The 26,397-nt window shown below is 70.7% G+C and carries 29 protein-coding genes; 21 read left to right on the top strand and 8 right to left on the bottom strand.

Going from position 1 to position 26,397, the window contains the following annotated elements; all coding sequences use genetic code 11:
* The first annotated feature begins 77 nt into the window (after positions 1-77).
* Positions 78-1,724, top strand: a complete 1,647-nt coding sequence (locus AXZ95_RS10685) for a SulP family inorganic anion transporter (RefSeq protein ID WP_018191034.1) — start codon at positions 78-80, stop codon at positions 1,722-1,724.
* A gap of 23 nt (positions 1,725-1,747) precedes the next feature.
* Positions 1,748-2,419, top strand: coding sequence for a GAP family protein (locus AXZ95_RS10680; protein ID WP_018191033.1), 672 nt, complete (start codon positions 1,748-1,750; stop codon positions 2,417-2,419).
* Positions 2,420-2,475: 56 nt separating this feature from the next.
* Here AXZ95_RS10680 and AXZ95_RS10675 read toward each other — a convergent pair whose 3' ends face one another.
* Together AXZ95_RS10675 and AXZ95_RS10670 are read right to left on the bottom strand one after the other, a co-directional pair.
* The gene (locus AXZ95_RS10675; protein WP_018191032.1) at positions 2,476-3,018 is read right to left on the bottom strand and encodes an ATP-binding protein; all 543 of its coding nucleotides are present in this window, start codon (positions 3,016-3,018) and stop codon (positions 2,476-2,478) included.
* Positions 3,015-3,578: a hypothetical protein gene (locus AXZ95_RS10670; protein WP_018191031.1), complete on the bottom strand. Its 564-nt coding sequence runs from the start codon at positions 3,576-3,578 to the stop codon at positions 3,015-3,017. The genes AXZ95_RS10675 and AXZ95_RS10670 overlap by 4 nt, the downstream gene beginning before the upstream one ends.
* A gap of 69 nt (positions 3,579-3,647) precedes the next feature.
* Between AXZ95_RS10670 and AXZ95_RS10665 the strand changes: the two genes are divergently transcribed.
* Positions 3,648-5,312, top strand: a complete 1,665-nt coding sequence (locus tag AXZ95_RS10665) for a SulP family inorganic anion transporter (protein WP_018191030.1) — start codon at positions 3,648-3,650, stop codon at positions 5,310-5,312.
* A gap of 112 nt (positions 5,313-5,424) precedes the next feature.
* Here AXZ95_RS10665 and AXZ95_RS10660 read toward each other — a convergent pair whose 3' ends face one another.
* On the bottom strand, positions 5,425-6,057 hold the full coding sequence (locus AXZ95_RS10660) for an MBL fold metallo-hydrolase (RefSeq protein WP_018191029.1): 633 nt from the start codon (positions 6,055-6,057) through the stop codon (positions 5,425-5,427).
* 119 nt (positions 6,058-6,176) lie between these two features.
* Between AXZ95_RS10660 and AXZ95_RS10655 the strand changes: the two genes are divergently transcribed.
* Positions 6,177-6,845, top strand: a complete 669-nt coding sequence (locus AXZ95_RS10655; RefSeq protein ID WP_018191028.1) for a GAP family protein — start codon at positions 6,177-6,179, stop codon at positions 6,843-6,845.
* Between the two features lie 27 nt (positions 6,846-6,872).
* On the opposite strand, the gene AXZ95_RS10650 is transcribed toward AXZ95_RS10655, so the two are convergent.
* Positions 6,873-8,171: an alpha/beta hydrolase-fold protein gene (locus tag AXZ95_RS10650; RefSeq protein WP_018191027.1), complete on the bottom strand. Its 1,299-nt coding sequence runs from the start codon at positions 8,169-8,171 to the stop codon at positions 6,873-6,875.
* A 223-nt stretch (positions 8,172-8,394) separates the two neighbouring features.
* Here AXZ95_RS10650 and AXZ95_RS10645 point away from each other — a divergent pair, with 223 nt between their 5' ends.
* Positions 8,395-9,654 (top strand): hypothetical protein, encoded by a 1,260-nt coding sequence (locus AXZ95_RS10645; protein WP_018191026.1) that lies wholly within the window; start codon positions 8,395-8,397, stop codon positions 9,652-9,654.
* Between the two features lie 19 nt (positions 9,655-9,673).
* Here the strand turns inward: AXZ95_RS10645 and AXZ95_RS10640 are convergent, their stop codons facing one another.
* Complete coding sequence (locus AXZ95_RS10640) at positions 9,674-10,390, bottom strand: SDR family oxidoreductase (RefSeq protein WP_018191025.1); 717 nt, start codon at positions 10,388-10,390, stop codon at positions 9,674-9,676.
* A gap of 111 nt (positions 10,391-10,501) precedes the next feature.
* Between AXZ95_RS10640 and AXZ95_RS10635 the strand changes: the two genes are divergently transcribed.
* From AXZ95_RS10635 to AXZ95_RS10620, 4 genes are read left to right on the top strand one after another with little or no spacing between them, the layout of a single operon-like run.
* The gene (locus tag AXZ95_RS10635; protein ID WP_018191024.1) at positions 10,502-11,401 is read left to right on the top strand and encodes a LysR substrate-binding domain-containing protein; all 900 of its coding nucleotides are present in this window, start codon (positions 10,502-10,504) and stop codon (positions 11,399-11,401) included.
* Between the two features lie 16 nt (positions 11,402-11,417).
* A complete protein-coding gene (locus tag AXZ95_RS10630) occupies positions 11,418-13,007 on the top strand; it encodes an alpha/beta hydrolase (protein ID WP_231374410.1) in 1,590 nt (529 codons plus the stop codon).
* Between the two features lie 44 nt (positions 13,008-13,051).
* Positions 13,052-13,294, top strand: a complete 243-nt coding sequence (locus AXZ95_RS10625; RefSeq protein ID WP_018191022.1) for a hypothetical protein — start codon at positions 13,052-13,054, stop codon at positions 13,292-13,294.
* Positions 13,294-13,803, top strand: a complete 510-nt coding sequence (locus AXZ95_RS10620) for an ASCH domain-containing protein (protein ID WP_018191021.1) — start codon at positions 13,294-13,296, stop codon at positions 13,801-13,803. The genes AXZ95_RS10625 and AXZ95_RS10620 overlap by 1 nt, the downstream gene beginning before the upstream one ends.
* Here the strand turns inward: AXZ95_RS10620 and AXZ95_RS10615 are convergent.
* The gene (locus AXZ95_RS10615; protein ID WP_018191020.1) at positions 13,716-14,645 is read right to left on the bottom strand and encodes an AraC family transcriptional regulator; all 930 of its coding nucleotides are present in this window, start codon (positions 14,643-14,645) and stop codon (positions 13,716-13,718) included. The genes AXZ95_RS10620 and AXZ95_RS10615 overlap by 88 nt on opposite strands.
* Between AXZ95_RS10615 and AXZ95_RS10610 the strand changes: the two genes are divergently transcribed.
* Both AXZ95_RS10610 and AXZ95_RS10605 read left to right on the top strand, forming a co-directional pair.
* The gene (locus AXZ95_RS10610) at positions 14,644-15,813 is read left to right on the top strand and encodes an aldo/keto reductase (RefSeq protein WP_018191019.1); all 1,170 of its coding nucleotides are present in this window, start codon (positions 14,644-14,646) and stop codon (positions 15,811-15,813) included. The genes AXZ95_RS10615 and AXZ95_RS10610 overlap by 2 nt on opposite strands.
* A gap of 44 nt (positions 15,814-15,857) precedes the next feature.
* Positions 15,858-16,703 carry an MBL fold metallo-hydrolase gene (locus AXZ95_RS10605; RefSeq protein ID WP_018191018.1) on the top strand — a complete coding sequence of 282 codons (846 nt, stop codon included), beginning with the start codon at positions 15,858-15,860 and terminating at the stop codon, positions 16,701-16,703.
* 6 nt (positions 16,704-16,709) lie between these two features.
* Here AXZ95_RS10605 and panD read toward each other — a convergent pair whose 3' ends face one another.
* Positions 16,710-17,120: an aspartate 1-decarboxylase gene (panD, locus tag AXZ95_RS10600; protein ID WP_018191017.1), complete on the bottom strand. Its 411-nt coding sequence runs from the start codon at positions 17,118-17,120 to the stop codon at positions 16,710-16,712.
* Positions 17,121-17,249: 129 nt separating this feature from the next.
* Between panD and AXZ95_RS10595 the strand changes: the two genes are divergently transcribed.
* Genes AXZ95_RS10595 through AXZ95_RS10585 form a run of 3 tightly spaced genes read left to right on the top strand, consistent with a single transcriptional unit; the run spans position 17,250 to position 18,895 of the window.
* On the top strand, positions 17,250-17,660 hold the full coding sequence (locus AXZ95_RS10595) for a hypothetical protein (protein WP_018191016.1): 411 nt from the start codon (positions 17,250-17,252) through the stop codon (positions 17,658-17,660).
* Complete coding sequence (locus tag AXZ95_RS10590) at positions 17,654-17,872, top strand: helix-turn-helix transcriptional regulator (RefSeq protein ID WP_018191015.1); 219 nt, start codon at positions 17,654-17,656, stop codon at positions 17,870-17,872. The genes AXZ95_RS10595 and AXZ95_RS10590 overlap by 7 nt, the downstream gene beginning before the upstream one ends.
* A 27-nt stretch (positions 17,873-17,899) precedes the next feature.
* Positions 17,900-18,895 carry an NAD(P)-dependent alcohol dehydrogenase gene (locus tag AXZ95_RS10585; RefSeq protein WP_018191014.1) on the top strand — a complete coding sequence of 332 codons (996 nt, stop codon included), beginning with the start codon at positions 17,900-17,902 and terminating at the stop codon, positions 18,893-18,895.
* 12 nt (positions 18,896-18,907) lie between these two features.
* Here AXZ95_RS10585 and AXZ95_RS10580 read toward each other — a convergent pair whose 3' ends face one another.
* Complete coding sequence (locus AXZ95_RS10580; protein WP_231374409.1) at positions 18,908-19,879, bottom strand: AraC family transcriptional regulator; 972 nt, start codon at positions 19,877-19,879, stop codon at positions 18,908-18,910.
* Positions 19,880-19,903: 24 nt separating this feature from the next.
* Between AXZ95_RS10580 and AXZ95_RS10575 the strand changes: the two genes are divergently transcribed.
* The 7 genes from AXZ95_RS10575 to AXZ95_RS10545 all read left to right on the top strand — a co-directional run bounded on the left by AXZ95_RS10575 (position 19,904) and on the right by AXZ95_RS10545 (position 26,348).
* Positions 19,904-20,488 carry a TetR/AcrR family transcriptional regulator gene (locus AXZ95_RS10575; protein ID WP_166645319.1) on the top strand — a complete coding sequence of 195 codons (585 nt, stop codon included), beginning with the start codon at positions 19,904-19,906 and terminating at the stop codon, positions 20,486-20,488.
* Positions 20,489-20,612: 124 nt separating this feature from the next.
* The gene (locus AXZ95_RS10570) at positions 20,613-21,536 is read left to right on the top strand and encodes a helix-turn-helix transcriptional regulator (RefSeq protein ID WP_018191011.1); all 924 of its coding nucleotides are present in this window, start codon (positions 20,613-20,615) and stop codon (positions 21,534-21,536) included.
* 75 nt (positions 21,537-21,611) lie between these two features.
* Entirely contained in the window at positions 21,612-22,325 is a 714-nt protein-coding gene (locus AXZ95_RS10565; RefSeq protein WP_018191010.1) for an alpha/beta hydrolase, read from the top strand.
* An 18-nt stretch (positions 22,326-22,343) separates the two neighbouring features.
* Positions 22,344-23,309, top strand: coding sequence for an alpha/beta hydrolase (locus tag AXZ95_RS10560; RefSeq protein WP_018191009.1), 966 nt, complete (start codon positions 22,344-22,346; stop codon positions 23,307-23,309).
* Positions 23,306-23,800, top strand: a complete 495-nt coding sequence (locus AXZ95_RS10555; RefSeq protein WP_018191008.1) for a MaoC family dehydratase — start codon at positions 23,306-23,308, stop codon at positions 23,798-23,800. The genes AXZ95_RS10560 and AXZ95_RS10555 overlap by 4 nt, the downstream gene beginning before the upstream one ends.
* Before the next feature lie 23 nt (positions 23,801-23,823).
* On the top strand, positions 23,824-24,753 hold the full coding sequence (locus AXZ95_RS10550; RefSeq protein ID WP_231374408.1) for a DUF5996 family protein: 930 nt from the start codon (positions 23,824-23,826) through the stop codon (positions 24,751-24,753).
* On the top strand, positions 24,750-26,348 hold the full coding sequence (locus AXZ95_RS10545; protein ID WP_018191006.1) for an MFS transporter: 1,599 nt from the start codon (positions 24,750-24,752) through the stop codon (positions 26,346-26,348). Before AXZ95_RS10550 ends, AXZ95_RS10545 begins: the two co-directional genes overlap by 4 nt.
* The last annotated feature ends 49 nt before the right edge of the window (positions 26,349-26,397 follow it).

Genomic DNA, 26,397 nt, shown 5'->3' with positions numbered 1-26,397 from the left:
GGGCCAGCGTCTAGGGGCGGTGTCCGGCGAAAATCAGGCTCTAGCGCGGCCCATCCGTCTCCCCTCAGACTGAGCGCATGCAGCGACCGCTCGCGGGTCTCACCTGGCGCAATGCCGGCGGTGAGGCGGTCGCGGGCGTCACGCTGCTGGCCATCGCCGTGCCGCTCAACATCGGCTACGCGCAGATCGCCGGGCTGCCGCCCACGGCCGGGCTGTACGCGCTTGTGCTCCCCGCGATCGTGTACGTCTTGATCGTGTCGTCCCGGCAGCTGGTGGCGTCGCCGGATGCGGCGGCGGCCGCGCTCGTCGCCTCCTCCATCGGCGGACTGGCCGTCGCGGGATCCGCCGACTACCTCACCCTGGCGTTCGCGCAGGCGATCATCTGCGGGGTGCTGTTCGCGTTCGCGGCGGTGCTCAAGCTCGGGTTCCTGGCGAACTTCCTCTCCAAGCCCATCCTGGTCGGGTTCGTCGGCGGGCTGGCGCTCGACATCCTGGTCAGCCAGATCGCGAAGATGCTCGGGGTGAAGATCGACTCGGGTGCCGAGTTCACCGACAAAGTGGGCGCGCTCGTCACCGGGCTGCCCACGCTGAACGGATGGTCGGTGCTGATCGCCGCCCTGTCCGTCGTCGTGCTCGTGGTCGGCAAGCGCGTCGCCCGGGCGGTCCCGTGGGCGTTGATCGTGCTCGTGGTCGCGACCGTGGCCGTCGTCGCCAGCGGGCTGGAGGCGCAGGGCGTCTCCGTGCTCGGCCCGGTGGATGCGGGTCCGCCGACCCTCACCTGGCCGGTGCTCGACTGGGGTCGCTGGCTCGCCCTCATCCCCTCGGCCATCGCGCTGACGCTGGTGACCATGGCCGAAGGGCTGCTCGTCGCGCGCAGTTACGGCGAGAAGCACCGCTACGGCACGAGCCCCAACCGCGACCTGCTCGCGTTCGGGGCGGCGAACGTCGCCGCCGGCGCGACGGGCGGATTCGCGGTCGGGTCGTCGACCTCCCGCACCGCCGCGATGGACCAGGCGGGATCGCGCACCCAGCTGCCGTCGCTGGTCGCGGCGGTCGGCACTCTGCTGCTGCTCGTGTTCGGCACGGGACTGCTGGAGCACATCCCCTCGCCTGCCATCGGCGCGATCGTGGGGGTCGCGATCATCCCGCTGCTCGGCATCCGCGAATTCGGGGAGCTGTGGCGGCAGGACCGGTTCGAGTTCGCGATCGGCGCCGTCTGCTTCGTCGTGACCGTGCTGATCGGCGCGATCCCGGGCATCTTCGTTGCCTTCGTCCTCGCGCTGATCAACCTCGCCCAGCGGGCCTCCTCCCCCGCGATCGACGTTCTGGAGGCGGACGGCGACCCGCACTCGTCGCTGCTCGACCCGGCGCCGCGCGGGGCGACGACGGCCCCGGGCATCGTGATCATCCGGCTCGCCGCTCCCCTCTTCTTCGCGAACGGGTCGGTCTTCGCCGACGCCGTCAAGCGCGCGGTCACCTCAGCGAGCGGCGTCCGCAACGTCGTACTCGACCTCGAAGCGGTGACCGACATCGACGTAACCGGCGCCGAGGCCTTCGCCGGCCTGAAGGCCTGGCTGCACGACAACGGCGTCGCCCTGTCGTTCAGCCGGCCGCGCACCGAGCTCGTCGACTGGATGCGCGACCTCGGCGTGCTCGACGACGAGCGCCTCTACCCGACCAACCGGGCCGCGCTCGCGGACCTCGGCGCCCCCTCCGTCGGCTGACGGCCACGAGAAAGCAGGACACTATGGGACCGGTCATCGGAGACGTCATCCCGCTCGCGCTCGGCGTGGCGATCAGTCCCATCCCGATCATCGCGGCGATCCTCATGCTGCTGTCGCCGAAGGCGCGCGGGACCAGCCTGGGCTTCCTCCTCGGTTGGCTGCTCGGCATCGTCGTCGCCGTCGTGGTGTTCACCCTCCTCTCGTCGGTCCTCCCGCAGGGCGACCCTTCCGAGTCGAAGCCGATCCTCGGCACCGTCGAGATCGTGCTGGGCCTGCTGCTGCTCGTGCTCGCGGTGCAGCAGTGGCGCGGGCGCCCGAAGGTCGGTACCGAACCGGCGCTGCCGAAGTGGATGTCGGCGATCGACACGATGACGGGCGCCCGAGCGCTCGTGCTCGGCTTCCTCCTCTCCGCCCTCAACCCGAAGAACCTGCTCATGGGTGTCGCCGCCGGCGTCGCCATCGGCTCCGACGCGCAGACGACGGCGGAGACGGTCGTCGCGGTGATCGTCTACACGGTCATCGCCGCATCCACCGTCGCCATCCCCGTCATCGCCTACCTGGCCGCCTCCGCCCGGATGGCCCGGCCGCTCGAATCCCTGCGCGCCTGGCTGGTCTACAACAACGCCACCATCATGGCCGTGCTGCTCCTGGTGATCGGCGTCGTGCTGATCGGCAAGGGACTCGGGGAGTTCTGACGGCCCTCGAGAGTCTCGGCGTGGTGGAGAAGGCCACGGCTGCTGCTCCGCGCCCTTCAGGACGGGTAGCGCTCTGCCAAGGCGGCGAGCACCTGGGCGACGGAGGCGTCGACAGGTGTGCGCGCATCCACCGTTATCGCGCGCTCGTCCGCGCCCGGAGCCTCGAAGTCGCCCAGATGCGCACCCATCACGTCGTCGGTGACGTCGTGGCGGGCGAGGTCGCTGCGGTTCGCCGCGAGACGCGCGCGGATCAGCTCCTCCGGGGCGTCGACGAAGACGAGGGCCGTCTCGGCGTGAGCGCGGGCGGCGAGCTCACGCCAGCGGTCGCGGAGGAACCGCGGCGAACTCGTGTCGTCGACGACGACGGCGCGTCCTGCGCTGAGCGCTTCTTCGACACGAGCCGACGCTTCGTCGTTGGTGCGCATCCATTCGGACACCGGGATGCCGTCGCCGCCGCGCAGTCCACGCTCTTCGTTGATGGCGTCGAGGCTCACCCGGTGCGCCCCGAGCCGGTCAGCCAGCGCGAGCGCGAGCGTCGACTTTCCGGAGAACGAGCGCCCGCACATGACAACCAGCAGAGGTGCGTTGCGGGTGGTCACCGAGTCGCCCGCGTCGACGGGCTGGACGGAAGCCAGCCGACCGTGCGGAGGATGTCGACCGCGACCTCCTCCGGCGTCCTGCCCGTCGTGTCGATGCGCATCACGGACTCGGGGGCGTGGGCTTCCAGCCGTACCGCAGCTGCCGCACTGCGCGCCAGGTGGGCGTCGAAGGATGCGCCGCGCTCGCGCTGGGCCAGCCGTCCCCGGACCGCTTCGTCGCTGCCCTGCAGGAGGACGGCCGCGATCTCCGCATCCTCGCCGAGTGCCTGCCGCAGCTGCGGGATCGTGACCACGGCCGCCGTGTTCGTGTAGACGAGGCGGCCGTATCCCAGGTCGCGGTAGTTGGTCCACATCGCGGCGAGGTTTCGCTCCGCGAGCAGCGCTTCCGGATACGCGCCCCACGGGGCTGGGTGCGCCAGGTCGAGGTTGTCGCCCTCGATGATGGCGTGCGCGACGTCGCCGGCCGAGAGGATGTCGTGGATCGCCAGCGCGACCGTCGACTTGCCGACTCCCGAGCGGCCGCCGATCAGCAGCGCCTTCGTCGCAGTGGTGGTCGGCACGGTGGGAATCTATCCGAGGGCTCAACTGCTGTCCAGCCGGGAGCGGCGGCCGTCGCTACCCTGTGGCCTGTGCGCGCCAAGAAGCGACGGCTGCGTCGCCGTGACATCGTCAAGGACGCCATCGCCGGGATCGTCCTCGGCATCGAGAGCGTGCCGGACGGCCTGGCGTCCGGGCTGCTCGCCGGCGTCAATCCGCTCGCCGGTCTCTACGCGTACCTGTACGGGATGGTCGGCGCGGCCGTGCTCACGAGCAGCACGTTCATGGCGGTGCAGGCGACCGGGGCGATGGCCCTCGTCATCCAGGACGCGAACCTGGAGACGCGACCCGACCCGGACCGTGCGCTCTTCACGCTCGCCCTCATGACCGGGCTGGTCATGTGCATCGCCGGGTTGCTGAAGGGCGGACGGCTGATCCGCTTCGTCCCCGCCGACGTCATGACCGGGTTCATCACCGCGGTGGGCGTCAACATCATCCTCGGCCAGCTATCGGCGTTCACCGGCTACTCGGGGGAAGGCAGCAACCGGGTGACGCGGTCGATCGACCTGCTCCGGCACATCCCGCAATGGAGCATCCCGACCGTGATCGTCGGTGCCGTCACGATCCTCGCCATCGTCGTGCTGCAGCGCACACCGGTGGGCGGGTTCGGGCTCGTGATCGCGGTCGTCGTCGGGTCGCTAACGGCTGCCGCTCTGAATCTGTGGGTGGATGCGCGGGTGCCGCTGCTCGGCGACATCGTCGTGGTTCCGGCCGGGCTGCCGTTGCCCACCCTGCCGTCGATCGGCGATGTCCCGTATCTGCTGATCCCCGCCGTGTCCCTGGCGCTCGTCGGACTCATCCAGGGCGCCGGGGTGTCCGCGGGCATCCCGACGGCGAGCGGGCGGCCGGCGAACGCATCCCGCGACTTCATCGGGCAGGGCGTCGGCAACATCGTGTCGGGGCTGTTCCGCGGAATGCCCGTCGGCGGGTCGATGTCGGGGTCCTCTCTGTTGGTCACTGCGGGAGCGCGGTCGAAGCTGGCGCTGTTCGTCGCCGGGGTGACGATGGCGTTGGTCATCGTGTTCGCGTCGGGCATCGTGGCGCTCACGGCGATGCCGGCGCTCGCAGGGCTGCTCATGACGATCGGCTACGCGGCCATCAAGCCGAGCCGTGTCTACTCGGTGGTGAAGAGCGGGATCCTGCCCACAGCGGTCATGGCTGTCACCTTCGTGCTGACCCTTGTCATCCCGTTGCAGTTCGCCGTGCTCGCCGGTGTCGGGCTCGGCATCATCCTCTTCGTCGCCCGGCAGTCGAACCGGCTGCGGGTGCGGCAGGTGCACCTCGATGAGAGCGGGGGGATGCGCGAATCGGATCCGCCGGCAACCGTGGGCAGGCGCGAGGTGATCGTGCTGCAGCCGTACGGGAGCCTGTTCTTCGCGAGCGCGCCCTCCTTCGAGCGGCAGCTGCCGAAGGTCGATGAGGAGACGGAGGGCTCGGTGGTGATCATCCGGCTGCGCGGGACCGACGAACTGGACCTGGCGCTCATCGACTCCCTCCGCCGTTACGCGCGCAGCCTGGCCGCCGCCTCATCCCGGGTGAAGCTGGTCATCAGTGAGGCGGCGGTGCGCCAGCAGCTCGCCGCGAGCGGGCTCCTCGCGGAGCTCGGCGAGGAGAACGTGTACCAGGGCACCGAGTGGATCGGCAAAGCAGTGCAGCTCGCCTGGGCCGACGCCCAGCGCTCCGTCGCCCGCGAGTGACCCGTCCCTCGTATCGCCCACCGTCGAGTCCGCACAAACTGCACGCTGTGAGCCCCCGGAGCGTGCAAAGTTTGCGGACTCGACGGTGGGCGGAGGGGTGAGATGCGGAGGGTCAGGGGGCGGTGAGACGGCCGGGGGCCCCGTGGCCGGGGCACACGAGGCGCGGGCGGAGGGACGCGATGAGGTGCTCGGTTTCGAGCGCCTGGGGCTTGTCGCTCGTGAGGACGGACGGCATCTGGCGGAGGCGGCCCTTCGAGACCATCACCGCGTCGCCCGCGAAGACCACGCCGCGGTACTCGACGATGACGTGGCCCGGCGTATGGCCCGGCGCGGCGATCGCACGCACGCCGGGAACGATCTCCGTCTCCCCCGCGTCCGGCAGCTCGTGCAGGCTCGCCGGAACCTCGCTGGCACGCCAGACCCGCGCCAGGAAGCGGCGGAACCGCGTCGGCGGCGGTGTCTCGCTGCGGAGGATGTCGGCATCCCGAGCGCCGATCCACACCCGGGCTCCGGTCTCCCGCTGCAGCGCCGCAGCCGACCCCGCGTGATCGGGGTCGTAGTGGGTGAGCACGATGTCGGTGACCGGGCCCAGACCGTGCTCGTCCCGCAGCTCGGCGATCAGGGCGGATGCGCCACCGGGCGTCCCGGTGTCGATGACGACGGAGGCGTCGCCCGTGTCGACGAGATACGCGTTGGCGCCCGTGACCCTCCGCAAGCGGTAGACGCCGTCGGTGAGAAGCTGCATGTGCTCAGCTTCGCACGGTGCCGTGCCTGTCCGCACAGGTGCCCGCTGTCGTACTCTCGGCTGAGCGGACGGCGCACGGACAGCCGACTCGCCGCGGGCTCTCCGGCGAAAGGAGTCGCATGCTGAGCGTCATCGGGCAGCTCCTGCCGCTGGCCGTCGCGGTCGCGCTCAGCTCCGTGCCGATCCTCGCCGTGCTCGTCCTTCTGCTCGGCGCCGCCCGGCCCCGCGTGCCGACCCTGTTCGTCGTCGGATACGTCGCGGGCCTCGTCACGATCACGTCGCTCTTCGCGATCTTCCTGCACGCCATCCCGGCGAACACCTCGGTCGGGCCGGAGCCCTTCGTCGGCGTCCTGGAGATCCTCGTCGGCGTCGCCCTGCTCGTCTACGCGGTCATCGAGCTGCGACGGCACCCGCAGGCGGCGGAACGCGAGACGCTCCCCCGGTGGATGGTGGCCCTCGGCAGGATGCGCTCCCTCCCCGCCCTCGGGCTGGGATTCGCGCTGAACATCCGGCCGAAGTCCATCCTGCTCGCCATCGCCGCCGGTCTGGTGATCGGGCCGGCGAAACTCCCGGTGTCCGAGGATGTCATCGTCATCGCCATCTACGTGCTCATCGGGGGCAGCTCGGTCGGCGGCCCGGCACTGTTCGCCCTCATCCGTCCCGACAAGGCGCGACCGGCGCTCGCCGCGACCGAACGCTGGCTCCTGCGTAACGACACGACGGTGGCGATCATCGTCGCGACCGTGATCGGGACGGTCATCATCGGCAACGGGCTCTCGCGCTTCTGAGGGCGGCCGCGATCGGGGCCGCGCGCATCAGGCCGGCGGCTTCTCCAACCCGAGCAGCGGATACAGCAGCCGCACCCCCTCGGTCAGTCCGCCCATCAGCGCGCCCCGTCCGTGCCCGCCGGTCGGCAGATCGGCGAACGCGGAGTCGATCCCGGCCGCGCGGGCAGCGGCAGCCGCTCGAAGGGCGACGTGGTGGTACGCGGGGTCGTCGCGGCAGGCGGTGAAGATCGCCGTCATGCCCGGATGCCGGAACTGCCGCAGCTTGACGAACGGCCTAGCCGCCTCGTACGCCTGACGGTCGCCGCCGAACTGGTCGCGGAGGGTCGCGTCGGGATGCTCGGCACCGGGGAACTCCTCCCCCGAGATGTCGAGGATGCCGCCGTACAGCTCCGGATGGTCGATCGCGAACGACAGCGCGCACAGCCCGCCGTTGGAGTACCCGGCCACCGTCCAGAACCGGTGGTCGCGCGTGACCGGGAGGTGGCCCTCGGCCCACGCCGTCACATCCGTCGTCACGTAGGTCTCGGCCTTCCCGAACCGCGCGGTGTCGAGGCACAGCGTGTCGTCGTACGGGCTGCCCAGCTGGTCGGCGACGACGACGACCGGCGCGAGGCCGTGGTGGGTGGCGGCGTACTGGTCGAGCACCTCGGCGATGGGCTCCGGGTCGGGATTGCCGGGCTGCCCCATCATCATGACGATCAGCGGAAGGGCGGGTGGATGCGCGACGCGTGCCGCCGGCGGCAGGTACAGGCCGGCATCCCGCGCGTGGAATCCGCTCGTGGTCGCCGGGATCTTCGCGGTGCCGACCAGCCCGTGCGCGGGCATGTCCGCCGGCGGCGTCCAGTGCTTCCAGAGCGACGAGTCGTATCCCGTGGAGGCGAGCGCGGGCGGGGCGAGTTTCAGCGGCTTCTGGACGGCGATGGCGAGAACGCTGCCGAGGGTGCGGTTGAGCCCGTAGTTGGCGTTGATGCCGACGCCGGCCGCCAGGAGGAACACCGGGACGGCGGCGATCGCGACCGCCGTGCGCCAGGCGGGGCGCCTCCGGATGCTGACCACGGCGATGGCCACGCCGACGAAGGCCACCGCCATCCAGGCGTAGTTGCCGAAGCCCAGCGACTCGCCGAACAGGTTCAGCCAGCGGATGCAGATCAGCCAGGTCGCGACGGCGGCCAGGATTCCTCCCACGACCGCGAGCGCGATCCGCAGCAGCCAGCGCATCGACGGGCGGCGGAGCAGCAGCCCGACCAGCAGCGCGGCCGCCAGCGCGAACACCACCACGGGCACCGGTCCATCGACGACGTCCAGCGCCAGCAGTCCGTCGAACACGCGGCCCCCTCGTTCCCCCCGGACCGCAGGACGGGCCCCTCAAGCAGCTCGACTATACAAGTGTTCGCCGAACGAACAGCCCGGGGTCATCGGGAGAGTCTGCGGAGGCTCGCAGATCGACAGTGCGCGCCCCCCGAGCACGGGTCTTGCGAGAGAGAAATATTACCGTAGAGTGACCGGGACGGATTTTTGCATGCATGCAGATCGGCGGCGAGAGGAACCCGTGAGCGACGAACGACAGAGCCGCCCCGAGCCCGAGGATGTGGCCCCGCAGGCCGCTCCGCCGATCGACACGTCGACGCCCCCGGCGCCCCCGGCGCCTGCAACGCCCTCGGCTCCGCGGCGCCGCGGCCGGTTCTGGATCGTCGCGACCGCAGCCCTCCTGCTGATCACCGGTGGGACGCTGGCTGCGGGATGGGGTTGGCGCGCTCTCGCCGCGGAGGCCGAGTCGCAGGCGCACCGTGAACTGGTGGCCGCATCCACCGCCCTGGACGACGTCACCGACCGCCGCGGAATGGCGATCGACAAGGCGCGAGCGGCGCTGTTGTCGCTGTCTGCATGGGGTGTGAAGCAGCGTCCGGACTACCTGCAGGAGTCGACGGCGAAGGCGCTGTCCGATGCTCAGGCGTCACTGACGAAGGCGTCGAAGGGTCTGAAGTTCACTCCGTTCGACCCGCCGCAGGTGGCCGCCGGCAGCCCCGACCTGATGCCGTGGAGCGTCTCCGCCGACGTGCAGCGCACTCTCCAGCTCGCGAAGCAGGAGGAGACCACCCGCCGCACGCGGGCGGCGGAGCTGAAGGCCCTGACCGCCGCGCAGAAGGCCGTGTCGACCAGCGCGGCCGCGGTCTCCGCCGAGCTCACCGCGCACGGCGAGCAGGTGCTCACGGCCGACACCTCCGCGACCTACGAGAGCAAGGTCACTCTGCGGCACGCCATCGACGACGCGAAGGCGGACGTCTCGGCGGCCTCGACCATCGACGGTTCGCGCCTGCTCGCCGTGATCTCCGCGATCGACGGCGTCAACACGGCGCAGGCCGCCGGCGAGGCGGCCAAGCAGGACCCGGCGTATCCGGTACGCGCGCAAATGGAGGCCTACGCCCGCTCCATCGCCCACGGCGTCACCCTCGACTTCCAGTGGCACGAGAAGGTCAGCGGCCTGGGCGAGGGCTGGTACTCCGGGACGACGATGTACCACGAGGGCGACGGCGGCTGGGCGACGATCGACCTCAACTTCAGCCTGCAGGAGGGCTGGACCTACGGGGACATCAACGCGAAGGCCCTGATCACCCACGAGGTCGGCCACGCGCAGGTCGTCCGTCCGGAGTGCAAGCCGCTGTTCGACGGTCCCACCTTCCAGGGCGACGACGAGATGTGGGCGACGGCGTGGGCGATCGCGATGGGCTTCGACGTGCCGGGCTCCGGCATCGAGGCCTACGGCCGCCCGAGCGACCAGCAGATCGCGGTCGCCGGGCAGTGCCGCTGAGGGCCCGGCCGCAGGCGCTTCAGACGAGCAGCGCGCCGCCGTCGACGGGGATGGACGTCCCCGTCATGAACTCCTGGGTCATCGCGTAGACGAACGCCCGGGCGATGTCGTCGACCTCGCCGACGCGACCGACGGGCAGGACGGCAGCCTGCTGGTCGTACATCGCCTGCTGGTCGTCGGCGCTCATCCCGGACCACAGCGGGCTGCGCACGATGCCCGGCTCGACCACGTTCACCCGCACAGGCGCGAGCTCGACCGCGAGTGCGCCGGCCAGGCTCGTCATCGCGCCGCACAGGCTGGAGGCGACCGCCCATCCTGCTCCGGGCCGCGTGCGGGCGGAGCCGGACGTGAGGGTGATGGATGCGCCGGGCGCCAGATGACCGAGCGCCGAGCCGACCGCGTTGAGCGCACCGAAGTAGCGCACCTGGAAGAAGCCGCTTGCCCGGTCGAGGTCGAGTTCGTCGATCGGCATCAGGCTCAACGGCTCCCCCGCCGTGTAGACCAGGTGATCGAGTTCTCCCGTCTCTGCGAAGAACGCCCGCAGGTCGGCGGAGTCGAGGACGTTCACCGCCCGACCGGATGCCGTGGGCAGCTGGGCGAGCGCCGCATCCACACTCGATGTGCGGCTGGATGCGATGGTCACCCGTGCGCCGGCGTCGAGCGCCGCGCGGGCCGTCGCCAGGCCGATGCCGGAGCTTCCGCCGATGACGACGACGTGCGAGTTCTTCAGAGACATGGGGGTTCCTTTCGGTGGGACGGATCCAGTGTTCCGCCGAGCCGACGCGAGCGTCCAAGACCTCTTCCGCCTCCGGTGACACCCGATGGGTATCAGTGGCATCATCGACAGATGAACACCGACCTCGATCTGCGGCGACTGCGCTATTTCGTCGCGGTCGCCGACACGCTCAACTTCGGCCGTGCTGCGGAGGCGCTGATGATCGCGCAGCCGGTGCTCTCGCGGCAGATCCGGGTGCTCGAGGCGGAGCTGGGCGTTCAGCTGTTCGTGCGCGACACCCGGGGCACGCAGCTGACGGAGCACGGGCGGATGCTGCGCGACGAGGCCGAGACCCTGCTCGCCACTGCGGCCGCCGTCCGTCGCCGTGTCGCCGTCGCGGCTCGCGGCGAGACGGTGTTCACCGTCGGATTCATGCCGGGACTCACGGTCACCGGTGCCGTGCGCGCGTTCCGCGAGACGCATCCGGAGGTGACGGTCGAGGTCATGCGGACGACGTGGGAAGAGCAGTCGCGTGTCCTCCTGGACGGCCGCGCCGATGTCAGCTACCTGCGCGAACCCTTCGACGCCGGCGGCATCGCCTCGGTTCGTCTGTTCACCGAACCACGGGTCGCGATGCTCCCGTCGACGCATCCGCTCGCGGCATCCGCCGAGGTGCGACTCGCCGACCTCAGCAGCGAGCAGCTCCTGCAGGACCCCGCCGCGGTGCCCGAATGGACGGCGACCGAAGGGGGCTCGCGCCGCGGACGGGCGCCAGGGCGCAGGCCCAGCCGCACGGTCGAGGAGAAGCTCGAGCTGGTCGCGATGGGAGCGGGAATCGCCGTCCTCCCCCTCTCGACCGCCACGTTCTACACGCGCCCGGATGTGCGGGCTGTGCCGGTTGCGGACCTGGCGGAGACCGCGGTCCACCTGGGCTGGGAGGCCTCTCGGCGCTCGGCGCTCGTGGAGGACTTCGTGGCGGTCGCGTCCACCGCCGACGTCATCCGATCGGAGGATGCGCGCTCGCACGTCTGATTGAAATAGTGGATGCATGAGCATCCGCAGGTCAGTGACTCCCCCGCGCCGAACATCCGTCCATCGTCTCGGCGGTCTCCGCCTCCTCGCCGGGGCCGTCGTCGGAGCGCTGCTGCTGACGGGGTGCGTGTCGGCGGCGAAGCCGAAGATCGTCCCCCCGACCACCCTCAGCTCGCACACGGACGAGCAGGTCGCCCCCGAACTCGAGCCGTACTACAAGCAGGATGTGTCGTGGGCCCCGTGCCTCGACCCGGGGATGCAGTGCGCCGACCTCATCGCGCCCGTCGACTGGGCGAACCCGGGCGGAGAGCGCATCACGCTGGCGATCGCGAAGCGGCCGGCGGAGAGCGGAAAGGCGCGCGGTTCGATGCTGATCAACCCGGGCGGCCCGGGTGGCTCCGGCATCGAGTTCCTGCGCGGTTTCCAGGGCTCGAAGGGCGTCATGTCCGACTACGACGTGGTCGGGTTCGACCCGCGAGGGGTCGGTGAGTCGACCCCGATCGTGTGCTTCACGGACGATCGGGACCGCGACCGCATGCTGTCCGGCACGTTCCGCGACCCGTACGGCTCTGCCGGCTGGGAGAAGGAGCTCGACACGCGCCAGAAGGCGTGGGTCGACGCGTGCGTGAAGAACACCGGCCCGCTGCTGGCGCACATCGACACCGCCAGCGTGAGCCGCGACCTCGACATGATGCGAGCCGTGCTCGGCGACGAAAAGCTGAACTATCTGGGGATCTCGTTCGGAACGTACATCGGCAGCGTCTATGCGGCACTCTTCCCCGCCAAGGTCGGACGGATGGTGCTCGACGGCGCCGTGGAGCCGCCGTACGGCTCGTTCGAGAGCAGTGTCCGGCAGGCCGCCGGCTTCGACCGAGCGTTCGCCGCGTACCTCACGAAATGTCTGAAATCGGCCGACTGTCCCGTACAAGGCCCTCTGGCGAAGGCCAAGAAGCAGGCGCACGAGCTCATCCTCAGCGTCGACCGCACGAAGCTGAAGGCGTCCGACGGCCGGCTCCTCGACTCGTCCACGGTCGTGGACGCGATCGCCTATAACCTCTACGCCGAGTTCGCCTGGGACACCGTCACCGAGGTTCTGCGGGCAGTGAAGAAGGGCGACGCGGGACCGGTCTTCGAGCAGGCGGACAGCTCCAACGAACGTCTGCCGGACGGCGAGTACTTCGGACGTCTGATGGATGTGCTCGTCGCCGTGGGGTGCGCGGAGCCCACCCGTGACGACAGCCCGGGCTTCCAGGAGGGCATCGACCGGATCAGCAAGGCCGCGCCGGTGCTCGGCTCCATCGGCGTGTACGACAATTTCGCGGCGAGCGAGAAGGCGTGTGCGCACTGGCCCTACCCCAAGCCGACGGAGACCCTGGACTTCACGGCGCCGGGTGCCGCTCCCATCCTCGTCCTCGGCACCACCGGCGACCCGGCGACGCCGTACTCGCAGGCCGTCGCGTTGTCGAAGCTGCTGTCGAGCGGGGTCCTGGTGACGCTCAAGGGCGAGGGCCACGGAGCTTACGGGCGCAAGGTCGGCTGCATCGACGGCATCGTCGACGACTACTTCGTCCGAGGGACGGTGCCGACGTCGCAGCCCACCTGCTGAGCTGCTGGCTTTCCGGCGCCCGTCCGCATCCCTAGGGTGCAGACATGGATGGCGATGTCACGTTCGAAGCGGTGATGCAGCGACCGGGTCTGGTCGATGCGGTGATCCGACTGACCGCGGGCCCCGGACAGCCTCCCGCGGCTCTGCGGGGCCGGGCGCGGTACCGGGACGACGAGGTGTGGGAGGTGTTCGTCCTCGACGACAGCACCGACTGGCCCCGCCGCGCGGTGTACCGGCTGGTGGACCGGATGGACGACGACGGCGACCCGCTCCCGGAGGAGGCCTGATGCGGACGGCCGAGCGCATCTCGCGCTTCCGGGCTCGCGCGGCGCAGCTGCCGGTGGTCGCCTTCGGCCGACCGGGGCCGGAGCGCGAGGACGTCACGCGTCACATCCTGGATGGAGCGCGGATGGCGACCACCACTCCCCTCGCCGACTACCTCCGCGACGGGGAGCCGCTTCCTGTGCCCGGCACCCGCTACCAACTGGTCGACTCGACCGACGAGCCGGTCGCGATCGTCGAGCTGGCGGCCGTGACCACCTGCCGCGTCGACGACGTCGACCTGGCGCCCGCGCGCCCCGCCGTCGCGGGTGGGACCGACGATGCGGCGGCCCGTTGGCAGACCGCCCACCGTGCGGCCTGGCCCGGCATCGACGGCGATACGGAGATCGTGGTGGCGGAGTTCGAGGTCGTCGAGCTGCCCAGCCGTCACCGGGCCGGTTCACCGGCCGCAACGTCACCGGCCATGCCGTCGTCGGCCTCCGAGGCGCCCGCACGCAGCCGTGCCGCATCCTGACCCGGCGACTGCCCGAACGTGCGGCGGTACTCGCGGCTGAACTGCGAGACGCTGCCGTAGCCGACCGCGGAGGCGACCTCCGCGACGGTCGTGTCGCCCTCGGCGAACAGGATGCGCGCCCGCCGCAACCGCAACGCCTTCTGCCACTGGATCGGCGTCAGCGAGGTCGCCGCGCGGAAGTGCCGATGGAAGGCGGACACGCTCATGCCGCTGAGCCGCGCCAGCGCCGCGACGGACACCGGCTCGGCGAGATTCTCACGCAGCCACGTCGTCGCGCGCGAGATGTGGGCGATGCCGCTGTCCGCCGAGCCGATCTGCCGCACCAGACCGCCCTGCGGCCCGGTGAGGAGGCGCCACACGATCTCCCGTTCGGTCGGCCCGCGGAGAGCTGCGGCATCCGCCGGGGAGTCGAGCAGCCGCATCATCCGGATCACTGCGTCGACGAGGTCGTCCGAGGCCTCCCCCACCGCCATCCCGGTGAAGCGCGGAGGGTCGGCCACGTCCACCGTGTCGAGGAGCAGACCGGCGATGACCGCCGGACGCAACGCCATGCTGAAGACTACGAACGGGTCGTCGGGGCTCGCCTCGGCGACGTGACCCGTGACCGGGAGGTCGAGGGATGCGACAAGGAACTGCCCAGGCCCGTAGACGAAGTCGACGTCGCCGACGCTCGTGCGCTTGCGGCCGCCCGCGAGCACGGTCACGGAGGGATGCGTCATCGTCGCCCTCGGGCGCGTTCCGTACTCCACGACGCCGATGCTCACGCCATCGACCACGTCGCGGCGGACCGCTGCCGCGGCGCTCCGCAGGATGAGCGCGCGCAGCTCCTCCAGTCGTTCCATGGCTCGTAGCGAAGCACAGCGGCTCGGTGGCGGCAACGCGAGGGTGCCCGATCCGGTCGAAGTCGGCAGGATCGGGCAGCCCTTCGGCAGGATCGTGGTCGTCGCGCACGTCGTCCGGCTGGTGGCATGGAGACATCCGCTTCTGGAGGAGGACACGATGAGACGACGGACGTTCGGAGCGACCGGATGGTCGGTGAGCGAGCTGGCGCTGGGCACGATGATGTTCGGCGCGATGGGGAACACCGACCATGACGACAGCGCCAGGATCATCAACCGGGCACTCGATGCGGGCATCAACCTGGTGGATACCGCAGACGTGTATTCGCAGGGCGAGTCGGAGGAGATCGTCGGCGCGGCCATCTCCTCGCGACGCGACGAGGTGGTGCTCGCGACGAAGTTCGGACTCCCGATGGGCGAGGACGCCAACCAGTCCGGCGCCTCACGCCGCTGGATCGTGCAGGCGGTGGAGGGAAGCCTCCGCCGGCTGAAGACGGATCGCATCGACCTCTACCAGCTCCATCGGTACGACTGGAGGACCGATCTGAGCGAGACCCTGTCGGCGCTCGACGACCTCATCCGTGCCGGCAAGGTGCTCGCCGTCGGCGCGTCGACCTTCGCCGCCGAGAAGATCGTCGAGGCGCAGTGGGTCGCCGAACGGAACGGTACCCATCGTTTCGTGAGCGAACAGCCGATGTACTCCATCCTCGGGCGGACGCCGGAGCGCTCGGTCTTCCCCGTCGCACAGCAGTTCGGGATGGGCGTGATGACCTACAGCCCGCTGCACGGCGGGTGGTTGTCCGGCCGCCCGCGGACCGAGACGGCGCATCGCGCCAGGAGCCGGGCAGCACTGTACGACCCGGAGACGGAAGCCGGCCGCCTGCGCGTGCGGGCGGTCGACGAGCTGCAGACGATCGCGGCCGACGCCGGCCTCACGATGCCGCAGTTGGCGATCGCGTTCGTGACCTCACATCCCGCTGTCACCGCCGCCCTCATCGGGCCGCGGACGCAGGAGCAGCTCGACGGCCTGCTCACGGCTGCCGACATCGTGCTGGGCGATGACGTGCTCGACCGCATCGACGCGGTCGTCGCGCCGGGCGCCGAGGTCAACGACGATAGCTACAACGCCACGCCCCCGGCACTCGCCGAGCGCGCACTGCGCCGGCGGTGACGGATCGGCGACGACGAGACGACGCGACGACGAGAGGACGCACCATGACCACCCCGCTGACGTTCGAGGTCTACACGGAGCGACGCGAAGGACTCACCCGCGACCTCCCGCCCGGCAACGAGGAATGGCGATGGGTCACCAACACGGCGACCCTCATCGTCGGCGAACATGAGGCCGTGCTGGTGGACACGTTCGCGACCATCGCGCAGAACGAGCGGCTGATCGAGTGGATCCGGTCGCGCGACATCCCGCTCGCCGCCGTCTATCTGACCCACGGTCACGGTGACCACGCGTACGGGGTGAGACAGCTGCGTGCCGCGTTCCCCGGCGTGCGGGCGCTGGCCACCGCGGGCACCGTCGCCGAACTGGAGGTGCAGGCGCGGCCCGAATGGCGGGACGACTTCTGGGGCCGGCTCTTCCCGGGCCAGATCCCCGAGGTGGAGTTCCCCGAGGTCGTGGAGGGTGGCTTCAGCCTGGAAGGACACGACCTGATCGTGGTGGAGGCCGGCCACACGGACACGGAGGGGACGACCTCGCTGTGGGTGCCCGACGCCGGACTCGTCGTCGCCGGCGACGTGGTCTACAACGCGACCTACCCGTACCTCGCCGAGACGACGGCGGAGACGCGCCGCACCTGGGTGGCCGCCCTGGAGCGTCTCCGTGCCCTGGAGCCGCGGTGGGTGGTCAGCGGGCACAAGCAACCGGACCGCCCGGACTCGCCCGCGGACATCGAGGCGACCATCCAGTACTTCCGCGACATCGAGGAGACCGAGACGACGCCGGGCGACCCGCTGGGCTTCTACGAGAGGATGCTGCTGAAGCAGCCCGGGCGCGCGAACGTCGGCTCGCTGTGGGGTGCGGCGAAGGCGATCACCGCCGAGCGCGGCTGATACTGCTCAGAGCGCGAGCGGCGGCCGTTCGACTCCCGGCGTCACGGCGTCCGCGGGGTCGTCGCCGATCGCGAGGATCCGGTTGGCCGCGTCGACGTGCACAACGGTCGGAACGAACGTGCGGGCCTCTGCGTCGTCCAGCTGCGCGTAGGAGATGACGATGACCGTGTCGCCGACCTCCGCAAGGTGGGCGGCCGCACCGTTCACGCCGATGACGCCGCTGCCCGGCTCCCCGGCGATCAGATAGGTCTCGAAGCGCGCGCCGTTGGTCACATCCACCACGGCGACCTGCTCCCCCGGCAGCAGGTCGGCCGCCGCCATCAGGTCGCTGTCGACGGTCAGCGAGCCGACGTAGTGGAGGTCGGCGTGCGTCACCGTCGCGCGGTGGATCTTCGACTTGAACATCGTTCGGAGCACGCTTCCATCCAACCAGGTTGTCGTCGCTGCCATTCCCCCATGTAAAAGACCTTTGACATCGTGTCTGCTCACGCTTACACTCGCCATGTACAGAAACTTTGACATGACCGAGTGAGGTGGAGGCGGCGGATGTCGTTCGACGAGAAGAACTCGTGGGTCTACCTGGTGACCGCGGTCGCCGGGTATGCGACCTATCTGATCCTGCTGGCCGCCCTGGGCACCGACGTGTACGCCGCGCTCCTGCTGTGGACGGTCGGCGGGGCGATCGTGGTCAACATCCTGGCGCGGATCGTGCTGGCGGTCGGCAACCGCCGGGATGCGGGAAAGCGGGACCAGCGCGATCGCGAGGTGTTCGCGTTCGGAGAGCGCGTGGGGGGCGCGTTCGTCGTCATCGGCGCCGTCGCAGCGCTGATCCTCTCGCTCGTCGAGGCGCCGTGGTTCTGGATCGCCAACGCCGTCTACCTGGCGTTCGTGCTCTCCGCGATCGTCGGCGCCTCCGCCCGGCTGACCGCCTACCTCCGGGGGATGCCGGAATGGTGAAGCCCACGCGCGTGACCAACTCGCTTCGCGCGCTGCGCTTCGCCGCCGGCGAGATGACGCAGGCCGAGCTCGCGGATCGGGTCGGGGTCACACGGCAGACGATCATCGCCATAGAGCAGGGGCGCTACTCCCCCTCCCTCGAGATGGCCTTCCAGCTGGCGCGGGTGTTCGGGGTCCCCCTCGACGACGTCTTCCAGTACCCGGAGAACTGAGAAGCAGTACTGAGACAGGAGACCCCGATGGACACGAACGAGGGCCGCACGATGCGGGCCGTCACCCAGGACGCCTACGGACCGCCGAGCGCGTTGCGCGTCGAGCGCATCCCGGTGCCGGTGCCCGGCGAGAACCAGGTGCTGGTGCGCGTGCGGGCGGCCGGGGTGGATGCAGGCACCTGGCATCTCACGACCGGCCGACCGTACCTGATGCGGGCGATCGGATTCGGCTGGCGCGGCCCGAAGGCACGCGTGCGCGGTCTCGGGTTCGCCGGAGTGGTCGAGGAGATCGGCGCCGGCTCGCAGACTGCCTGGCGGGTCGGGGACGCCGTGTTCGGGTCGGCGGACGGCGCCCTGGCGGAGTTCGTCGTCGCGCCAGCGGACGACCTCGTGGCCGTGCCGCCCGGCGTCGGTTTCGAGGAGGCCGCTGCCGTGCCGATCTCGGCGGTGACGGCCCTCCAGGCGGTCACCGCGAGCGGCGCAGGCGCGGGCGACCGCGTGCTCGTCATCGGTGCGGCCGGCGGCGTCGGTCACATCGCGGTCCAGCTCGCGGCAGCCCGCGGAGCCCAGGTGTCCGGGGTCTGCAGCGGACCGAAGGCGGAGCTCGTCCGCTCGCTCGGCGCGCAGGAGGTCGTCGACTACACGACGACCGACATCCTGACGCTCGGCCGGGTCTACGACGCCATCATCGACACCGCCGGCAACCGTCCGCTCACCGCGTTGCGCAGCATCCTGAGCCCCGCCGGTTCGGTCGTGCTCGTGGGCGGCGAATCCGGCGGCCCGCTGCTCGGCGGCATCCAGCGGACGGCGGCGGCCGGGATGCTCAACCGCTTCAGCCGGCAGCGGCTGGTCGGCCTCATCTCGCGAGAGCGACCGGAGGACCTGCGCGAGCTGGCCCGGCTGCTCGGAGACGGATCCTTCCGGCCCGTCATCGACGCGGTGTATCCGCTCGAGGAGACGGGCGCCGCGGTGGCGCACATCGGCGAGGGACGCGCGCGGGGCAAGGTCGTCGTCGTGCCGTAACCGGCGGTGCGGTCAACTGCGCTCGTCCGCGGCGGCCCAGCCGGCCCTGAGCCGTCGCCACCGAGCGGGCGTCCATCCTGTCGCGGTCTTCCAGGCGCGGATGAACGCGGTGACGTCCGCGTAGCCGACGGCGTACGCGACCTCGGAGATCGGCAGCCGGGTCGTGAGCAGAAGGCGTTCGGCGGCCCCGAGCCGTACCCGGCGCAGGGTCGCCGAGAGTGAGACGTCCGCGTCCTCGAACGCGGCGAAGAGCGTCCGGAGCGATACGTGAAGACGCGCAGCGACGGCAGCAGCGGTCAGTCCAGGGTCGGCGTACTCGCGGTGGAGCAGGTCCGTCGCGTCCCGTACCAGCTGGGCCGCCGGAGCGCTTCGTTCGCGTGCGGCGCCCAGCTCCTCGTCGACCATCAGCCGCGCCGCCCGCACGATCCGCGAGGACAGCGACACCGGATCGTCGGCCGGCCGGACACCGCGGCCGACGGAACCGCGCAGCAGCCCCTCGAGCTCCCGGCGACCGGTGGACGCGACGTCCACCGACCGCACACCGAGCGAGGCCGGGAGCACCCCGCGTGCGGAGAGCAGAACGGTCGGGACCTGAACGATCGTCGTCCGGAACTCGTCCGGATAGACGAAGGAGAAGGGCCGGCTCGCGTCGTACATCGCCAGCTCCCCCGCGCCGAAACGCCTCTGCGTTCCGTCCTGTTCGAGGATGAGGCTGCCGCTGTGCACCAACTGCAGCTGGGTGCTCTCCATCGCCTCAGCGGGCACTTCGTCCAGGCGCGCCTCGACGCTCTGCGCGACGGACGCGATCTGCGACAACCCGACGTGACCGAACGAGTGCCGGTGCATGCGTCGATAGACCGCGCTCTCCGCGTGCGTCGTCGCGCGCATCTGCACGAGGACGCACGTCGGGTCGGTCGGCAGTCGCATCATCCCTCCGGGGTCGTCGTAGTCAGGATCGCACGCCGGCCGCGCTTCCGCCTCCACGACCCCGATTGCTAGGCTCGACCAATGGCTCGCCGTCGAGAGTTTGACGAGGATGCGTTTCTCGCGCGCAGCACTGCCGTGTTCTGGCAGAAGGGGTACACCGCGACCGCGATGTCCGACCTGGCCGAGGCGGCCGGTGTGGGCAACGGCAGCATCTACGCCGCGTACGGCTCGAAGCCCGAGCTGTTCCTTCTGCTGTTCGAGCGCTACTGCGAGAGCCGGGTGGACATCGTGCGGCATGCGATGGCCGAGGGCGCCACCGCGGAGGAGGCCGTACGGCTCTTCTTCCGCGCTGTGGTCGCGGATTGCGCCGCGCATCAGCCCAGCTGGGGGTGCCTGATGCTGAACAGCCTCGCTGAACTCGGCCGCGACTGGCCCGAGGTGGCGGCGGTCTGCGCTCGCGCCATCGCCGCCATGGAGCAGCTCGTCGACGAGCGACTCGCTCGCGACGGCATCCCGGAGGACGGCCGTGCGACACTCGCGGCCGAGATCGTGCTCGTCTCGCAGGGACTCATTCAGTTCAGCCGTGTCGAGGACGACCCGGAACGGCTGGCGAGCATCGCGGATTCGTCGCTCGCCCATCTGGCGCCGGCTCTGCAGGCTGCCTGAGCCGTCGCCGCTATAGCGGGCGTAAATCGGCTCATCGTGCAGACCTGGCGAAGCTTCGCGCGCATCTGAGACAATCTGGAGTGGTGAATCCAGTACGGCGCCTCCACGACAGGACCCTCCGCACATGAGCGACTCCAACGCCGCCCTCGGCGCCTACCTCCGCGCCCGCCGCGACGCCCTGCTTCCGGAGGACGTCGGACTCCGCTCCGAACCGCGCCGTCGCGTGCGTGGCCTCCGCCGCCAGGAGGTGGCCGGGATGGCCGGCATCAGCCCCGAGTACTACCTGCGGCTGGAGCAGGGACGCGACCACCAGCCGTCGCCGCAGGTCCTGCTGGCGCTCGGCCGTGCGCTGCAGCTCGACGCCGACGCGACGGTGTACCTGTTCCGGCTCGCCGGGCAGACGGTCCCCGCCCGGCACACCGCGGACTGCCCGCCGGCCCTCAGCGGGACCCCGGCAGACGTGCTGGACAACGTGAACGTCCTCCTCGACCAGTGGACGATGGCGCCCGCGTACGTGGTCGACCGCAACCAGGACGTGCTGGCCGTGAACCACCTGGGCCGCGCGTTCATCCCGCTGTCCCTGCCGCCCGGCGCGAACATGGTCGAGGCGATCGTCGACGCAGCCCTGTCGGCGGGCGACGACCGACGGCCCTATTGGCAGCGGGCGGTGCGCGGGGCCGTCGCCAGCCTCCGCTACCACGCCGAACCCGACGACCCGCGGCTGCAGCTGCTCGTCGCCGCACTGTCCTCGCGCTCCAAGGACTTCCGCGACGTCTGGGCGAGCCACGAAGCGCGCCCGCAGCGGCGCGGCGTCGCGCTCGTGCACATCGAGCCGTTCGACTACATCCCGTTCCGCTGGCAGACGTTCGAGGTTCCGGGAGGCGGCCAGCACCTGACGACGTTCTTCGGCCACCCCGGCTCCCCGGCGGCCGCGGCGATCGAGTACCTCCAGGCGAGACTGCGGGTCGATCGCGCCCTCGACTCCGCCGACGTCACCGTTCCGACGCCGGACGAGCTGATCGAAGACGAGCCAGGCCTCGGACGGTGACCCCGAGAGGGCCACGACACGGCTTCCGTGCCCCTCTTAGCGTGGCGATCGAACCCCAACGAAAGGATCGGCGTCATGGCCACACCCACCATCGTCCTCATCCACGGAGCCTTCGCCGACGCGGCGAGCTTCGCTCCTGTCACCCGCATCCTGCTCGACCAGGGCCACACGGTGCGCGTTCCCGCGGTCCCGAACCGCAGCCTCCTCGGCGACTCGGCGTACATCCGCTCGGTCGTCGAGCAGATCGACGGCCCGGTGCTCCTGGCGGGCCACTCCTACGGAGGTGCGGTGATCACCGTCGCCGGTGCGGCGGACAACGTCGTCGGTCTCGTCTACATCTCGGGATACGCACTCGACGAGGGCGAGAGCCTCGGGCAGCTGCAGGGCGGCTTCCCCGACTCCGACCTCGCCGCCAACCTGGTCTACACGCCGTTCCCCATCGAGGGCTCCGAGCCCGGGACCGACGTGTCGGTGAAGGTGGATGCGTTCCCGGACGTGTTCGCCGCCGGCATCGACCGCGAGGTCAGCGAGGTGCTCGCCGCGTCGCAGCGTCCGCTCGCCGCACTGGCGTTCAGCGAGACCGCCCCGGTCGCGGCCTGGAAGACGAAGCCGGGATGGGGCATCGTCTCGTCGGCCGACCACACCATCAACCCGGATGTCGAGCGCTTCGGCTACAAGCGGGCCGGGCTGCGCTCGGTGATCGAGATCGACGCGCCGCACCTGGTGATGCGCTCCCACCCCGCCGAGGTGGCGAAGGTCATCGCCGACGCCGCCGCCGAGCTGGCCTGAGCGACGGGAGCGACCAGCATGGCGACAGCCAACCCGCACGGCTACGCACTCGAGGCCGCCGCGCAGGCGTTCTGCGAGGCAACCGCGAACCCGCCCTTCCTCTACCAGCTCCCGCCGGAGGAGGGCAGGAAGGCGGTCGACCAGGTCCAGGACTCCGAGATCGCGAAGCCCGCCGTCGATGAGAAGTGGATCACCGTCGACGGCGGTCCGACCGGCTCCGTTCCTGTCCGGATCGTCCGGCCGCAAGGCGCATCCGGTCCCCTTCCGGTCGTGCTGTACACGCACGGCGCCGGCTGGGTGTTCGGCGACGCCCACACCCACGACCGCCTGGTCCGCGACCTCGCGGTCGGCACGGGGGCCGCGGTCGTGTTCCCGGAGTACACGCGCTCCCCCGACGTCCGCTACCCGGTCGCGAACGAGCAGTCGTACACCGTGGCGAAGTGGGTCGTCGAGCACGGTGCCGACGAACAGCTCGACGGCACCCGCATGGCGATCGCCGGCGACTCCGTCGGCGGCAACATGGCCATCGCCCTCACGCTGATGGCGAAGGAGCGCGGCGACGTCGTATTCCGCGGCCAGGTGCTGTTCTATCCGGTGACGGATGCGGCGTTCGACGACGGCTCGTACCGGGAGTTCGCGGACGGCTACTGGCTCACCCGGGATGCGATGCGCTGGTACTGGGACCAGTACACGACGAGCGCCGACGAGCGCGCGAGCATCACCGTCTCACCGCTGCGGGCGACCGAGGAGCAGCTCGCCGGGCTTCCGCCCGCTCTCGTCATCAACGCGGAGTGCGACGTGCTCCGCGACGAGGGCGAGGCGTACGCGGCCAAGCTCCGCCGGGCCGGTGTGACGGTCACGGGTGTGCGGTACGAGGGCATCATCCACGACTTCGTGATGGTCAACAGCATGCACGACACCCCGCAGGCGCGTGCGGCCGTCGCGCAGGCGGTCGCCTTCCTGAGCGACTGGCTGGCTTCATGAGCGGCGCGACGTTCGATCCGCTCGACTTCGCCATCGTCGAGCCGCGCACCTTCGAACAGCTGACCGTGGGCGAGGTCTTCCGGGCGCCGAGCCGCACGGTCACCGACGCGCACGCATCGGCGTTCCAGGCCGTGTCGGCCGACAACCACCCGGTGCACTACGACGAGGTGTGGGCGAAGGCGCACGGCCACAGCGCTCCCGTCGTGCACGGCCTGCAGGTGCTCGCCTTCACCGCTCCGGGGGCGACCCTGTTCCCGCATATCATCGGAGAGGTATTCATCGCGTTCACCGGGCTCTCGGCGCGCTTCCTCCAGGAGGTCCACGCCGGCGACACCCTCTACTCGCAACTGGAGATCACCGCCTTGACACCGGATGGCCCCAACGGAATCGTCACCGCAGCGGTGACCGTGCACAATCAGCGGTCGGAGGTCGTCCTCTCCGGCGAACACACCTACCTGTTGCGGCGGACTCCGCAGCCGGCGGAGGGATGATGGCGCCGGTCGCCGAGCCACGGGTGCAGCTCCCCGTCGACAGCTGGGTCGCCACGCGCGACACGCTCCACATGTGGACGCAGGTCGTCGGGAAGATCCGGATGGCGCTGACCCCGCCCATCAACCACTGGTGGCACGTCACGCTGTATCCGAGCGCCCGCGGGCTCGGCACCGGCCCCATCCCCCTCCCGTCGCGGATCCTCGACATCGAGTTCGACTTCGTCGACCACGAGCTCGTGGTGCGCACCAGCGACGGCGGCCTGCGCCGCTTCCCGCTGGCCGGGCACTCGGTCGCCACGTTCTACGCCGCGACGCTGGAGGCGCTCGCCGACCTCGGTGTGACCGTCGACATCCACGCGGTCCCCAACGAGGTGGCCGTGGCCATCCCGTTCGCCGAGGACACCCAGCACTGCACGTACGAGTCGGAGCAGGCGCGGGCGTTCTGGCGGCAACTGATCGACGCCCAGCGGATGCTGCTCGAATTCCGCTCGGGCTTCACCGGCAAGGTGAGCCCCGTGCACTACTTCTGGGGTGCGATGGATCTGGCGGTCACCCGGTTCTCGGGTCGGACCGCACCGCCGCATCCTGGGGGCGCGCCGAACTGCCCGGACAGCGTCATGCGGGAGGGCTACTCCCGCGAGCTGAGCAGCGCCGGCTTCTGGCCCGGCGGAGGCACCGAGGGCGCTTTCTACTCGTACGCGTACCCTGCGCCGGACGGGTTCGAGCGGACGCCGATGCCCGAGGGGGCGTTCTCCAGCGACGAGCTGGGCGAGTTCCTGCTGCCGTACGAGAACGTCCGGCGTGCGGAGGACCCGGAGGGGTTGGTCCGCGACTTTCTCGAGGCGACGTATCGAGCCGCCGCTGAGCTCGGGCGGTGGCCGGTGCCCGGTGGCGAGCTAGCGCATGGCGAGGTGACGCATGGTGAGGCGGCGCATCCCGTGACCGCGCTATGACCGCGCCCGCGAGCAAGACGGCGCCGGCCGCATCCCTCTCCCCTTGGGCGCCCCTGGCGATCTCGGTGTTCCGCGTGCTGTGGTTCGCGCAGCTCGGCAGCAACATCGGGACGTGGATGCAGACCGTCGGCGCCCAGTGGTTCCTGGTCGAATCGCACGCGGACAGCGTGGTGATCGCGCTGGTGCAGACGGCGAGCCTGCTCCCGGCGGTGGTGTTCTCGCTCCCGGCGGGCGTGCTCGCCGACTCGTTCGACCGCCGCAAACTGCTGATCTGGGGGTCGGCGGCCAGTGCTGTCCTCGCCGTGGGGCTGACCGTGGTCGCCGCAGCCGGTGCCCTCACCGCTCCGACGCTGCTCGGGTTCACGCTGCTGCTCGGGGTCACATCCACGCTGACGTCGCCGGCCTGGCAGGCGATCCAGCCGGAGCTCGTCCCGCGCGAGCAGGTGGTCGCGGCCGCTGCGCTCGGTGGCGTGACGGTCAACGGCGCCCGGGCGATCGGTCCGGCTCTCGCGGGCGTCGTGCTGTCGCTGTTCGGGACGCCCGTGGTCTTCGGGATCAACGCCGTCAGCTTCCTCGGAGCCGTCGCCGCGCTGCTGTGGTGGCGCCGGCCGCCGCAGCCCGGCCTCGACGACCGCGAGCGGTTCGGCCCGGCTCTGCGCGCCGGCGTCCGGTACACATTGTCGGCGCACCTCGTGCGGCGCATCCTTCTCCGCTCGGTGCTGTTCGCCTTCCCGGCCAGCGCGCTCTGGGCACTGCTGCCGCTCACGGCGACCCGCCTCGGGCTCGACTCGAGCGGATACGGCCTGCTGCTCGGCGCGCTGGGCGTCGGTGCCGTCGCGGGCGTCTTCCTGCTGCCCGTCGCCCGGAAGCGGTTCAGCGACAACGTCGTGATCTCGGCGAGTGCCTTCCTCTTCGCGTTGGGCACGGTCGCCGCCGCGTTCGCGCCCTTCGTCGTCGCGCTCGTCGTGCTCGTCGTGGCCGGGCTTGCCTGGATCGGCACCCTCACCGTCCTCAACGCCGCCCTGCAGCTGACGCTCCCGCAGTGGGTGCGGTCGCGGGCGGTCGCCGTCTACATCCTGTTCTTCATGGGCGCGATGGCGATCGGGTCGTTCCTGTTCGGCGTGCTGGCCCAGGCGGCCGGCACGACGACCGCGCTCGTCATCTCGGCCGTCCTGCTGGTCGTCGTGGCGCTCAGCGTGCGTCCGCTCCCCCTGCTTCCGGGCACGGCGACCATCGACCGGACCATCGCGAACTCGTGGCCCGAGCCGATGCTGGTCTTCGAACCCGACCCGACCGATGGACCGGTGCTGATCGAGATGTCGTACCGCGTGAGCGACGCCGACCGCGCCGCGTTCGAGCGGGCCATCCGGCTGGTGGCCGACTCCCGTAGACGCACCGGCGGCTACCGCTGGCGGCTGTACCGCAGTGGCGACCACCCGGACACCATGCTGGAGACGTTCCTCGTCCCCTCCTGGGGCGAGTTCACCCGGCAACGGACGCAGCGCTTCACCGGACGCGACCGGGAGCTCTGGGAGGCGGCGCGCGCATTGAGCAGCACCGAGCCGGTGGAACGGCACTACTTCCACGCTCCGTGATGCGGTAGCCTCGGCGGCGGATGATTTCTCACACCGTGATCCCCACAGG

Source organism: Leifsonia sp. 115AMFTsu3.1 (assembly GCF_004362795.1).
Lineage (GTDB): Bacteria > Actinomycetota > Actinomycetes > Actinomycetales > Microbacteriaceae > Leifsonia.
The sequence above is the reverse complement of the archived record's forward strand: the minus strand, read 5'-3'. Positions and strand labels throughout refer to the sequence as shown.